This is a genomic window from Bordetella genomosp. 12 (assembly GCF_002261355.1).
Taxonomy (GTDB): domain Bacteria; phylum Pseudomonadota; class Gammaproteobacteria; order Burkholderiales; family Burkholderiaceae_B; genus Bordetella.
Window position 1 is genome coordinate 440523 of record NZ_NEVU01000002.1, and the last position, 11329, is coordinate 451851.

Below are 11329 nucleotides of genomic sequence, written 5' to 3' on the forward strand. Positions count from 1 at the left end.
ATCATGAGCGATAGCCGTTACACGGCACAGCATTCGGGCGATCCGGACGAATTCGTCAAGATCGTCGATGTGGTCAAGATTTTCGGCGACACCGTGGCGGTGCGATCGGTCAATCTGGCCGTGCGCCGCAACGAGATTTTCGCCTTGCTGGGCAGCTCCGGCAGCGGTAAATCGACGTTGCTGCGCATGCTGGCCGGCTTCGAGGATGCCACCTCGGGCCAGATCCTGCTCGACGGCGAGGACATCACGAGCGTGCCGCCGTACCGGCGGCCCGTGAACATGATGTTCCAGTCGTACGCGCTCTTTCCGCACATGACGGTCGAGGCCAATGTCGCCTTCGGCCTCAAACAGGAAGGGGTGGACCGCGCCGAAATCCACGACCGCGTCTTCGAGGCCCTCAACCTGGTGCAGATGGCGGGTTATTCGCGCCGCAAGCCGCATCAGTTGTCGGGCGGGCAGCAGCAGCGTGTCGCCCTGGCGCGCAGCCTGGTCAAGCGTCCCAAGCTGTTGCTGCTGGACGAGCCCATGTCCGCCCTGGACAAGCAGATCCGCCAGAAGACGCAGATCGAATTGGTCAAGATCCTCGAGCAGGTCGGCGTGACCTGCATCATGGTCACGCACGACCAGGAAGAGGCGATGACCATGGCGCACCGCCTGGCCGTCATGACCGAAGGCCAGATCGTGCAATGCGGTACACCGCAAGACGTCTACAACTTCCCGACGTCGCAGTTCGTGGCGGGTTTCATCGGCTCGACCAATCTCTTTACCGGCACGATCGTCGTCGACGAACCCGACCACGTCGCCATCGAGAGCGAGGAGCTCACGCGCCCGCTGTTCGTCAATCACGGGGTGAGCGAACCGCTGGGCATGCAGGTGCATGTGTCCATCCGGCCCGAGCGTCTGGTGGTCTCGCGCGAGCAGCCCGCCGGCGACTACAACTGGGCGCACGGCATGGTGAGCCATATGGCCTGGATGGGCAGCTACGGCCTCTATCAGATCCGCCTGGATTCGGGCAAGATCGTCGAGGCCAGCGTGGCCAGCCTGCTTTTGTCCAACATGGACGCGCCGGGCATTGACGAGGAGATCTTCGTCAGTTGGGACGCCGACAGCGCCACGGTGCTTTCATCATGATGCGGCTGCGTCTGCCTTCCGGACGCAGACTGGCCATCGTGCCGCCTTTCGTGTGGCTGGTGGCTTTTCTGCTGATCCCGTTCCTGCTGGTTCTGAAGATCAGCGTGGCCGAGCTGCAGTTCGGCATCCCGCCCTATACGCCGTTTGCCGAATTCAAGGACGAGGCGGTTCAGTTCAGCCTGCATCTGCGTGGCTACATCCTGCTGTTCACCGACAGCCTGTACTTCGCCACCTACCTCAATTCGGTCAAGATGGCCGCCATCACGACGCTTTGCTGCATCCTGATCGGTTATCCCATGGCGTATTACATCGCGCGCACTTCGCCGCGTTACCGCAATCTGCTGTTGTTGGGCGTGATTCTGCCCTTCTGGACGTCGCTGCTGTTGCGCGTCTATGCCTGGGTGGGGATATTGCGCAATGACGGGCTGCTCAACAAAGTGCTGATGGGGCTGGGGGTGATCTCCGCGCCCCTGGAAATCTACCGTACCGATCTGGCGGTCTACATCGGCATGGTCTACGCCTATCTGCCCTTTTTCATCCTGCCGCTCTACGCCAACCTGGTCAAAATGGATCTGCGCCTGCTGGAGGCCGCCTACGATCTGGGGGCCCGGCCCTGGCAGGCGTTCTGGCGTATCACGGTGCCGCTGTCGCGTCCCGGCGTCATCGCTGGCGCCATGCTGGTCTTCATTCCGGCGGTGGGCGAGTACGTCATTCCCGAGATGCTTGGCGGCGCCGACACGCTCATGATGGGACGCGTCATGTGGAATGAGTTCTTCAACAACACCGACTGGCCCATGGCCTCGGCGGTCACCTGCGTGATGGTGCTGCTGCTGCTCGTGCCGCTGGCCCTGTTCCAGTTCAACCAGGTCAAGCAGCAGGAAGCCGCCAACGGAGGCCGGGCATGAAGGGGCCGAACAAGGCATTGCGTAATACGGCGCTGGGGGTGGGGTATTTGTTTCTCTACGCCCCCATCCTGAGCTTGATGGTGTTTTCCTTCAATGACTCGCCGGTCGTCACCTCGTGGACGGGGTTTTCCTTCCGGTGGTATGGCTCCTTGTTCAACGACGAGGCGCTGCTGAGGGCTGCCTGGCTGTCGTTCAAGATCGCCACGCTGACGGCCACCGCGGCCACCATCATCGGCACCTGGGCGGGCTATGTCCTGGCGCGCATGGGGCGGTTCAAGGGCTTCGGCTTGTATGTGGGCATGCTCAGCGCGCCGCTGGTCATCCCGGAGGTCGTGCTGGGGATTTCGTTGTTGCTCATGTTCGTGGAAATGCGCGGCACGCTGGGGTGGCCCGAGCAGAACGGCATGTTCACCATCTGGGTGGGGCATGTGACGCTGTGCATGGCTTTCGTGGCCGTGGTCATCCAGTCGCGCATCCGCGACATGGATCGCTCGCTCGAAGAAGCTGCGCTCGACCTGGGCGCCACGCCCATCCGGGTGTTCTTCTCGATCACGCTGCCCCTGATCGCGCCGGCGCTGGCCTCGGCCTGGTTGCTGTCCTTCACGCTGTCGCTGGACGATGTCGTGATCGCTTCCTTTCTGTCCGGGCCGGGCTACTCCACGCTGCCGATGGAAGTGTTTTCGCGCGTGCGCCTGGGCCTCAAGCCCGAGGTCAACGCGCTGGCCACGCTCTTCATCCTCGCCGTGGGCACCTGCGTGATCATTGCCAACCGTATGCAAGCCCGCCGGGAGATACCGACATGACCACCACCCTTTATGGCCTGAGCAAATGCAGTACCTGCGTCAAGGCGCGCGCCTGGCTCGATGAGCATGGCGTCAAGCACGAGTTCATCGATTATCGCGACCATCCCGTGCCCGCCGCCACGCTCAAGACCTGGGCCGAGCAGCTCGGTGGCTGGGAAAAGCTCGTGAACCGCAGCTCCATGACCTGGCGCGCGCTGACCGACGAGCAGAAGGCCGCGGCCACGCCGGCGCAATGGACTAAGCTGATCGCACAGTACCCGGCGCTGGTGCGGCGCCCCGTCACGGTGACCGCGGACGGCGAGATCAGCGTCGGCTTCTCCGAAAAGCGGTACGCCGAACGTTTTGCCTGATATGACCGGGATGGGCGCCGGCCTGGCGCCCTTGCCCGATGGCTTCTTTGATCGTGACGCGTCGGCCCTGGCGCGCGGTTTGCTGGGCAAGATCATCCGGCGGCGCTGGGGATCCTTATGGCTGTCAGTGCGCATCATAGAAACCGAGGCCTATTACCTGGCCGACAAGGGCAGCCATGCGTCCCTGGGCTATACGCACAAGCGGCGGGCGTTGTTCATGGACGGCGGCACCCTCTACATGTATTACGCCCGTGGCGGCGATTCGCTGAATTTCAGTGCCCGGGGGCCGGGCAACGCCGTCCTCATCAAGTCGGGCTATCCGTGGCTGGACGCGGTCTCCGGCGAGGCCTCGCTGCATGCCATGCAGGCGCTCAATCCCGATGCCCGGGGCCAGCCGCGCGTGCGGGAGCGTTTGTGCGCCGGCCAGACCTTGCTGTGCCGTTCGCTGAGCCTGAAAGTGCCGCAATGGGATGCCCGGCGGTTCGATCCCGCCGAACTCTTCGTGCACGATGCCGGTCTGGCCGTGCCCACGATGCTGCGCACGACCCGTCTGGGCATCCCGGCCGGGCGTGACGAGCACTTGCCCTATCGTTTTGTCGATCCGGCGTACGCCGCCTGCTGCACGCGTAACCCATTGCGGCGCGGGCAACAGGCCGGCCGGGATTATGACTGGATCGATGCGCGGGGCCGCGTGCTGCCCCCGGCGTGATCAGTCATCCAGCGGTGTCGGCAGTTTGGCCCGCATCTTGGCATACTTCTTCATGATGCGGCGGCGGTTCAGGCGCCGGCTCCAGGCCTGCACGGGGATGAGCGGCATCACGCCGAATCCGTCGACGAGATACAGGCCTTGCCGGCCCTCGGCGTTGTAACCCACGGCGACATTGGCCGCCGACAGGTCGTGCAGGACGACATGGGCGTCGGCCAGATTCTCGATCATCTCATCCAGCTGGCGGGCCAGGTGCCGGGTGTATCGGCCCTGGTTGACCAGATCACGCAGCGTGGGCGCCATATTGCCTTGCGCGTCGCGTATTTTCTCGACCAGCAAGCCCAGGCCGAGGTTGGTCTGCGCAACGCCCAGCACGCGCGCCAGCGGCAGGCGCCACACGCCAGACGGCAGGGTGGTGCTGGTGACGTACTCGCTGAATTCGTTGAGATAGACGCGGTAGGCGCTTTCACGCTGAAATTGCTTATACCAGCGCTTGAATGGCCGCTTGGCCAGATAAACCCCGCGCGCCTGCATGTCCATGACCTTGATCAGCAGACAGGTATCGTGCGGATGTTCGAAGACGTAGCGATCGCCACCCTGGGCCAGTAATGTGGCGTGGCTCAGATCGATGGGGCCGAAAATATCTTGAAAATGGGTGTCCGCGGCCCGCGGCACAGAGAGATTTTGCGGTATGAGCAGCATGCAGCGAGGCACTGGGAGGCGTGCCCATCTAGTATCTTTGTCTGATCTTAGCCCTATGCAGCTTAAGGAAAGTTGACAATTTACTTAATGAGTTTCTGTGTGTTTCAAAAATAGGTAAATAAGAATTTATATCGTATTTATTCCGCCGCTTTACCGCTTATATTGCGACCCTGTTTTTATAATGCATTTTTCCTGAGAGAAAACTCGTGCCGTTGACGGAAATACTGTTGTGGATGGCGGCAGGCGCTGCCGCGCTGGCTGCGCTGCTGGCGCTTTGGCTCTGTTTGCGGCCGTCGGCCAGCCGCGCGCAGATCGACGGCTTGCACGAAGCCGTCGAGCGCCTCGAACGCGGTTTGCGCGCCGACCTGGCCGACACGCAGCGCGAGAGCCGCCGCGAATCGGCCGAGTCGCTGGCCCGTTTTGGCAGCCAGTTCGGCGAGCGCCTGCAGGGCCTGGTGGAAATCAATGACAGGCGGATGCTGGAGATCCGCAATACGGTCGATCAGCGCCTGCAAACCTTGCAGGCCGACAACGGGGCGCGCCTGGAAGAGATGCGCCGCACCGTGGATGAAAAACTGCACGCCACCCTCGAACAACGTCTGGGCGAGTCCTTCCGGCTGGTCTCCGAGCGCCTCGAAGCCGTTCACAAGGGGCTGGGTGAAATGCAGACGCTGGCCGCCGGCGTGGGCGACCTCAAACGCGTGCTCACCAACGTCAAGTCGCGCGGCACGTGGGGCGAGGTGCAATTGGCCCGCCTCATCGAAGACAGCATGACGGCGGAACAATACGCGCGCAATATCAAACCGGTGCCGGGCAGCGAGGCCATCGTCGAGTTCGCCATCCGGCTGCCGGGGGGCGAGACGGGCCCGGTCTGGCTGCCCATCGACGCCAAGTTTCCCAAGGAAGAGTACGAGCGTCTGCAACTGGCGCAGGACGCGGCCGACCACGAGGCCGCGCGTCTGGCCGGCGCGGCCTTGGCGCGTGCCGTGGAGGCACAGGCGCGCCTGATCGCCGGCAAGTATGTCGCCCCGCCGCATACCACCGACTTCGCCATCATGTTTCTGCCCACCGAGGGCCTGTATGCCGAGGTGCTGCGCCAGCCGGGCCTGGTGGACAAGCTGCAGGCACTACGCGTGAATATCGCCGGCCCCACCAACCTGGCCGCTTTGCTCAACAGCCTGCAAATGGGTTTTCGCACCCTGGCCATCGAGCGCCGTTCTTCGGAGGTCTGGCAGGTGTTGCGGGCAGTGAAAACCGAGTTCGGTAAGTTTGGCGAGTCGCTGGCCAGTGTCAAAAAATCCCTGGATACGGCGAGCAACAAGATCGGGCAGACCGAGACGCGCACCCGCGTGATGCTGCGTAACCTGAGCGCGGTCGAGGCGCTGCCGGGCGAGCAGGCCGATCGCCTGCTGGGCGGCGAACCCGATACACTGGACGCTGCCCCGGACCGCTAGCGCCGCGTTCGTGGCGGTCACGGGAGACAGCATGCAACCCTTCGCCACGCATCAAGTCACGAATCAGGTCGGCCCGCTCGAAGACTATTCTTTGTACGATACCGATCCGGTGCTCCAGCAGGCCTTGCTGCGCGGCGCCGTGCCGGCGGCCGATCTGGCCGAGCAGGGCGCCTGGCTGGGGCGCGCCCAGACGGGGATGGCCGCCGTGCAGGCCAATCGCCATGAGCCGGTGCTGCAGGCCTACGACCCGGCCGGGCACCGCATCGACCACGTGGTGTTCCATCCCGCCTGGGATGCCCTCATGCGCGGCGCCTGGGTGCGCGGGCTGCACTGCCGGCCCTGGGCTCAGCCGGGCCCTGGCGCGCACCAGGGCCGCGCCGCGGGTTTTTATCTCCATGGTCAGGTCGAGTCGGGCACGCTTTGCCCCATCACCATGACGCACGCCGCCATTCCCCTGCTGATGCGCGAGCCGCCCGGGGCGGTCGATTACTCCCGCGATTGGCTGCCGCGTTTGTTGGGCCGTGAATACGATGGTGCCGATGCCCCCTTGCCGGCCAAGCGCGGTGCCATGTTGGGCATGGGCCTGACGGAAAAGCAGGGTGGCTCCGATCTGCGGGCCATCACCACACAGGCGCGGCCCGTCGGGCGGCCGGGGCGCGGGCAGCCTTACACCCTGGTGGGCCATAAGTGGTTTTTCTCTGTGCCCCAGGCCGATGCGCATCTGGTCCTGGCCCGTTCGGATGAAGGTATCAGTTGCTTTTTCACGCCGCGCTGGATTCCGGAGGGTCCGCGCAACGCGATTCGCTTGCGCCGCCTCAAAGACAAGCTGGGCAATCGCAGCAACGCCAGTGCGGAAGTCGAGTTCGAGCAGGCGTGGGCCGTGATGCTGGGCGAGCCAGGCAAAGGTTTGGCGGTATTGCTCGAGATGGCGGCCACCACGCGCTTGGACTGCGTGCTGGGCAGCGCGGCGCTGTTGCGGCAGGCTTTGGCCCAGGCATTGCACCATGCCCGGCACCGCCAGGCTTTCGGTCAGCGGCTGCTGGAGCAAGCGGTCATGCGTGCCGTGCTGGCCGATCTCGCGCTGGAAAGCGAGGCAGCCTTGCTGCTGGGAATGCGTCTGGCCGAGGCCATGGACGCCGACGAGAGGCTCTGGCTGCGGGTGGTCACGCCCGCGGCCAAATTATGGGTCTGCAAACGGGCCATCACGGCGGTGGGCGAAGCCATGGAAGTGCTGGGCGGCAACGGTTATGTGGAGGAGGGGCCGCTGGCCCGGCTCTACCGCGAAGCCCCGGTGAACTCGATTTGGGAGGGATCGGGCAATGTCATGGCCCTGGATGTGCTGCGCGCGCTGAGCCGCGAATCCGGCGCGCTGGACGTGCTGCGTGCGGATCTGTCGCTGGCGCGTGGCCTGGACGGCCGCTACGATCAGGCGCTCGACGCCTGGCTGGCGCAGGCCGTTGAGCCCGCAGCGGCGCAGGCGCGGGCGCTCGCGGCCGGCCTGGCGCGCCTCGTGCAGGCCGCGCTGATGCTGCGCCACGCGCCGCCGCTGGTGGGACGGGCCTTCGTGGCCACGCGTTTTGACGCCGGCTTGTATGGCGAAGGGCTGGCCGAGCCCGCCATTGCCGCCATTCTCGCGCGGGCCTGGCCGGGTATCTGCTAAATTTCCGTCTGCATCTTCCATCCTGGCGCTGCGCGCCCGCCTCATCATGCTTACTCAGCAACAACTCAAGCAACAAGCCGCCGACGCGGCACTCGAATTCGTCGAACAAGTCGCCGCACCCGATGTCGTGATCGGCGTGGGCACCGGCTCGACCGCCGATCTCTTCATCGATGGCCTGGCGCGCTTTGCCGGGCGTATCCGCGGCACGGTCGCCAGTTCCGAACGCAGCGCGCAACGTCTGGCCAGCCACGGCTTGACGGTGCTGGATCTGAACGACGTCGAATCCATGCCGCTGTACATCGACGGCGCTGACGAAATCGACGCCAATCTGCACATGATCAAAGGCGGCGGCGGCGCGCTGACCCGCGAGAAGATCGTCGCCTCGGTGGCCGAGCGGTTCATCTGCATTGCCGACGAGTCAAAACTGGTCGAGCGCATGGGCGCTTTCGCGCTGCCCATCGAAGTCATTCCCATGGCGCGCGAAGCCGTGGCCCGCCGTTTGGCCGCATTGGGCGGCCAGCCCCGCCTGCGCGAGGGCTTCATCACGGACAACGGCAACATCATTCTGGATATCGCCGGCTTGAGCATCACCGATGCCGCTGGGCTGGAAGCCCGCGTCAACAATATGCCGGGCGTGGTCACCTGCGGCTTGTTCGCCTTGCCGGGCGCCGACGTGGCGCTGCTGGCCACGCAGAACGGTATCCGTCGCCTGACACGCTGATCGCGGATGCCGCCGTCTTGCCCTGGTGGGGCGGCGGCATTCATAATCCTGTCACACTCGGGTCATAACCTTGCGGGTCGGCAGGTCCCCCGCGTCATTCGATCGCTCAAAGGGGGGCGTAGCCATGAGACCACAATCGCAGGGAGTCCGGATGACGGAGCACACCAACAAACAGTTCGACGCCGACCTGGGCGCCGTCCGTTCGCAGTTTCTGCAAATGGGCGGAGTGGTCGAGGCCATGATCCACGAGGCGATCGAAGCCTTGGCGACCGGGGATATGGGCCTGGTCGAGAAAGTCCGCGAGCGCGAAAAAGAAGTCAATCGCCACGAAGTGGACATCGACGAGCGCATCAGCCTGATCCTGGCCCGGCATCAGCCGACGGCTATCGATCTGCGCACGTTGCTGGCGGTATCCAAGATGCTCACCGACATGGAGCGTTCTGGCGACGAGGCCGAAAAGATCGCCACCGCGGTGCGGCGCATGTATGACGCCTCGCAGCAACAGATCCCGCTGATCGAACTGCGCCACATGTCCGTCAATGTCGGCAATATGCTGCGTCAGTCGCTGGACGCGTTCGCGCGGCTCGATCCCATTCTGGCCGCGCAGGTCGTGCGCAACGACAAGGAAGTCGACAAGGAATGGAAGGCCGCGCTGCGCAATCTCATCACTTACATGATGGAAGATCCGCGCACCATTTCGCGCGCGATCGACATGGTGTTCATTGCGCGCGCGCTCGAGCGCATCGGCGACCATGCCAAAAACATGGCCGAACGCGTCATTTACATGGTCAAGGGCGCTGATGTCCGCCACACCGGTGTCAAGAATACCGAGCGGCTGGCGCGGGGCGAAGAGGCGGAACCCAAGTCCGCCGAGTCGACCGACGAGCACCAGGCCGGCTAAGGGCTAAGCAAGTCTTGCCGTCTGCATAGCCAAAGCCCGGCTCAAGGCCGGGCTTTTTCCTGGGCCGCTTGGGCCGAGGTCCTTCAGGCGGGGCTTTACGCCGAGGGCGGCACGTAGCCCTGGGCTTCGACGGTGCCGTCTTCGAACAGGAAGCGCTCCATCTGCTGCTGCAGATACTTGCGCGCCCGCGCGTCAGCCAGGTTCAGGCGGTTTTCGTTGACCAGGCGGGTTTGGACCTGCTTCCACTCTTCCCAGGCTTCCTTGGAAATTTCGCGCCAGATGCGTGCACCCAGCTCGCCCGGATAGGGCGGAAAATCCAGGCCTTCGGTGTCGCGCTTGAGTTTTACACAGTGGATGGTACGGGCCATTTGTCTGCTGCCGGTGAGTTTCGAATGGCCCATTTTAACGGGCTTGGCGCCCGATACGGCAGCAATAGACCCTGCTGCATACAGGGTCTATTGCCACGGTCAGAGCTTCTTGATGAAGATGAGGCTGTTGCGCGAGCGGTTGTAATGCTGTTGCTTGTCCAGGGGCAGATCGGCGATGCCGCCCTGCACAAAACCGCGTTTGATGAACCAGTGCGAGGTCCGGGTGGTCAGGACGAACAGCCGCTTCATGCCCAGGCTGCGGGCGCGCGACTCCATATGGCGCAGCAGAATCTCGCCTTCGCCGGAACTTTGCCACTCGGGGTGGACGATCAGGCAGGCCATCTCGGCCATATGGTCTTTGGGATAGGGATACATCGCGGCGCAACCGTAAATGACGCCGTCGTGCTCCAGCACAGTGAAATGCTCGACGTCGCGCTCGATCACGCCGCGCGGACGCGGCACCAGGGTGCCATCGGCCTCCAGCGGTTCGATCAGGCTGAGGATGGCGCCGACGTCATCGAGGGTGGCCGGGCGCAGATCATCCAGCGTATCTTCCACCACCATCGTGCCCACGCCATCGTGGGTAAAGATCTCCAGCAGCACGCTGCCGTCCAGGCTGTAAGGCACCACGTGGGCGCGCGCCACGCCGCGCTTGACCGCCAAGGAGGCCGGGCGCAGGAAAAATGCCGTGTCTTCATCCAGTTGGCCGCCGGCTAACAGGGCATCAGCGTCGGCGCGCGCCAGTTCGGTGTCGACCGTTCCATCCTCGTTGAGCACACCGGGCGAGCTGGACAGAAAGATGAGTTTCTCGGCGCGCAGCGCGACAGCCACGCTGGTGGCCAGGTCTTCCATGGCCAGATTGAAGGCCTCTCCCGTGGGCGAAAAACCCAAGGGTGAGAGCAACACCATGGAGCCGCGTTCGATGGCGAACTTCAAGGCATCGACATCGATCTTGCGCACGTGGCCCGTATGTTTGTAATCCACGCCGTCGAGCACGCCGGCCGGCCGCGCGGTGACGAAATTGCCCGAGATCACGCGCACATGCGAATTGGACATGGGCGTGTTGGGCAGACCCTGGCTGAACGCCGCCTCGATATCCAGGCGAATTTCGCCGGCGGCCTCCTTGGCGCATTCCAGCGCGGCGGCATCGGTGGGCTCCATGCCGCGGCTGAACTGCTGGCTGTAGCCCTTGAGCCGCAGTTGCTCGTTGACCTGCGGACGCGAGCCGTGCACCAGGACCAGGCGGATGCCCAGCGCCGACAGCAGCGAGAGATCCTGCACCAGTGTGTTCAGCGCGCCGGCCTGGACCAGTTCGCCGCCGAAAGCCACGACGAACGTCTTGCCTCGGAAGGCGTGCACATAGGGCGCCACCTCTCGGAACCATCGCACGAACTGCGCGGGGGCGAATTCGGGCGCTTCGAGGGCTGAGACGGTGTCGGCTTCCAGGTCGGGCATGATGGGGTATTCAATCAAAGGAAAATATCGGCGCACCGCGAGGCGGTGTGGCAGGCCGCGCGGGGCGGTTGTCGAAATTATAGGGCCGCGGCCCGGCCGCCGCTGCCTGGCAGGCCGCCGGCGAAAAACAGCCGCCGCACGACGATGGGCGCGGCAAATTTATAATGCCGGCA

At 64.2% G+C, this 11329-nt stretch carries 12 protein-coding genes; 9 read left to right on the forward strand and 3 right to left on the reverse strand.

From position 1 onward, the window contains the following. The first annotated feature begins 3 nt into the window (after positions 1 to 3). The 5 genes from CAL22_RS07415 to CAL22_RS07435 are packed head-to-tail and all read left to right on the forward strand — an operon-like array spanning position 4 to position 3898. A complete protein-coding gene (locus CAL22_RS07415) occupies positions 4 to 1131 on the forward strand; it encodes an ABC transporter ATP-binding protein (RefSeq protein WP_094811865.1) in 1128 nt (375 codons plus the stop codon). Continuing rightward, positions 1128 to 2036, forward strand: coding sequence for an ABC transporter permease subunit (locus tag CAL22_RS07420; RefSeq protein WP_094811867.1), 909 nt, complete (start codon positions 1128 to 1130; stop codon positions 2034 to 2036). Before CAL22_RS07415 ends, CAL22_RS07420 begins: the two co-directional genes overlap by 4 nt. Continuing rightward, the gene (locus CAL22_RS07425) at positions 2033 to 2839 is read left to right on the forward strand and encodes an ABC transporter permease subunit (RefSeq protein ID WP_094811869.1); all 807 of its coding nucleotides are present in this window, start codon (positions 2033 to 2035) and stop codon (positions 2837 to 2839) included. Before CAL22_RS07420 ends, CAL22_RS07425 begins: the two co-directional genes overlap by 4 nt. Next, entirely contained in the window at positions 2836 to 3189 is a 354-nt protein-coding gene (locus CAL22_RS07430; RefSeq protein WP_094811871.1) for an arsenate reductase, read from the forward strand. Before CAL22_RS07425 ends, CAL22_RS07430 begins: the two co-directional genes overlap by 4 nt. A 1-nt stretch (position 3190) precedes the next feature. Then, complete coding sequence (locus CAL22_RS07435) at positions 3191 to 3898, forward strand: DNA-3-methyladenine glycosylase (protein ID WP_094811873.1); 708 nt, start codon at positions 3191 to 3193, stop codon at positions 3896 to 3898. Here CAL22_RS07435 and CAL22_RS07440 read toward each other — a convergent pair whose 3' ends face one another. Further along, positions 3899 to 4597, reverse strand: coding sequence for a PhoP regulatory network YrbL family protein (locus tag CAL22_RS07440; protein ID WP_094811875.1), 699 nt, complete (start codon positions 4595 to 4597; stop codon positions 3899 to 3901). It lies immediately after the preceding gene. A 233-nt stretch (positions 4598 to 4830) separates the two neighbouring features. Between CAL22_RS07440 and CAL22_RS07445 the strand changes: the two genes are divergently transcribed. The 4 genes from CAL22_RS07445 (at position 4831) to phoU (ending at position 9333) form a co-directional block, all read left to right on the forward strand. Next, on the forward strand, positions 4831 to 6051 hold the full coding sequence (locus CAL22_RS07445; protein WP_094811876.1) for a DNA recombination protein RmuC: 1221 nt from the start codon (positions 4831 to 4833) through the stop codon (positions 6049 to 6051). A gap of 31 nt (positions 6052 to 6082) precedes the next feature. Then, complete coding sequence (locus tag CAL22_RS07450) at positions 6083 to 7711, forward strand: isovaleryl-CoA dehydrogenase (RefSeq protein ID WP_094811877.1); 1629 nt, start codon at positions 6083 to 6085, stop codon at positions 7709 to 7711. 46 nt (positions 7712 to 7757) lie between these two features. Further along, on the forward strand, positions 7758 to 8432 hold the full coding sequence (rpiA, locus tag CAL22_RS07455; protein WP_094811878.1) for a ribose-5-phosphate isomerase RpiA: 675 nt from the start codon (positions 7758 to 7760) through the stop codon (positions 8430 to 8432). A 151-nt stretch (positions 8433 to 8583) separates the two neighbouring features. Then, positions 8584 to 9333 carry a phosphate signaling complex protein PhoU gene (phoU, locus tag CAL22_RS07460; protein ID WP_094811879.1) on the forward strand — a complete coding sequence of 250 codons (750 nt, stop codon included), beginning with the start codon at positions 8584 to 8586 and terminating at the stop codon, positions 9331 to 9333. A 95-nt stretch (positions 9334 to 9428) separates the two neighbouring features. Here phoU and CAL22_RS07465 read toward each other — a convergent pair whose 3' ends face one another. Further along, entirely contained in the window at positions 9429 to 9701 is a 273-nt protein-coding gene (locus CAL22_RS07465; RefSeq protein WP_005012563.1) for an oxidative damage protection protein, read from the reverse strand. 99 nt (positions 9702 to 9800) lie between these two features. After that, positions 9801 to 11156 (reverse strand): amino-acid N-acetyltransferase, encoded by a 1356-nt coding sequence (gene argA / locus CAL22_RS07470; protein ID WP_094811880.1) that lies wholly within the window; start codon positions 11154 to 11156, stop codon positions 9801 to 9803. Positions 11157 to 11329: the final 173 nt, after the last annotated feature.

Bases quoted from the DNA above. Each gene is read 5' to 3' on its own strand.
- CAL22_RS07415 (WP_094811865.1), top strand. From the start codon at position 4: ATGAGCGATAGCCGTTACACGGCACAGCATTCGGGCGATCCGGACGAA.
- CAL22_RS07420 (WP_094811867.1), top strand. From the start codon at position 1,128: ATGATGCGGCTGCGTCTGCCTTCCGGACGCAGACTGGCCATCGTGCCG.
- CAL22_RS07425 (WP_094811869.1), top strand. From the start codon at position 2,033: ATGAAGGGGCCGAACAAGGCATTGCGTAATACGGCGCTGGGGGTGGGG.
- CAL22_RS07430 (WP_094811871.1), top strand. From the start codon at position 2,836: ATGACCACCACCCTTTATGGCCTGAGCAAATGCAGTACCTGCGTCAAG.
- CAL22_RS07435 (WP_094811873.1), top strand. From the start codon at position 3,191: ATGACCGGGATGGGCGCCGGCCTGGCGCCCTTGCCCGATGGCTTCTTT.
- CAL22_RS07440 (WP_094811875.1), bottom strand. From the start codon at position 4,597: ATGCTGCTCATACCGCAAAATCTCTCTGTGCCGCGGGCCGCGGACACC.
- CAL22_RS07445 (WP_094811876.1), top strand. From the start codon at position 4,831: ATGGCGGCAGGCGCTGCCGCGCTGGCTGCGCTGCTGGCGCTTTGGCTC.
- CAL22_RS07450 (WP_094811877.1), top strand. From the start codon at position 6,083: ATGCAACCCTTCGCCACGCATCAAGTCACGAATCAGGTCGGCCCGCTC.
- rpiA (WP_094811878.1), top strand. From the start codon at position 7,758: ATGCTTACTCAGCAACAACTCAAGCAACAAGCCGCCGACGCGGCACTC.
- phoU (WP_094811879.1), top strand. From the start codon at position 8,584: ATGACGGAGCACACCAACAAACAGTTCGACGCCGACCTGGGCGCCGTC.
- CAL22_RS07465 (WP_005012563.1), bottom strand. From the start codon at position 9,701: ATGGCCCGTACCATCCACTGTGTAAAACTCAAGCGCGACACCGAAGGC.
- argA (WP_094811880.1), bottom strand. From the start codon at position 11,156: ATGCCCGACCTGGAAGCCGACACCGTCTCAGCCCTCGAAGCGCCCGAA.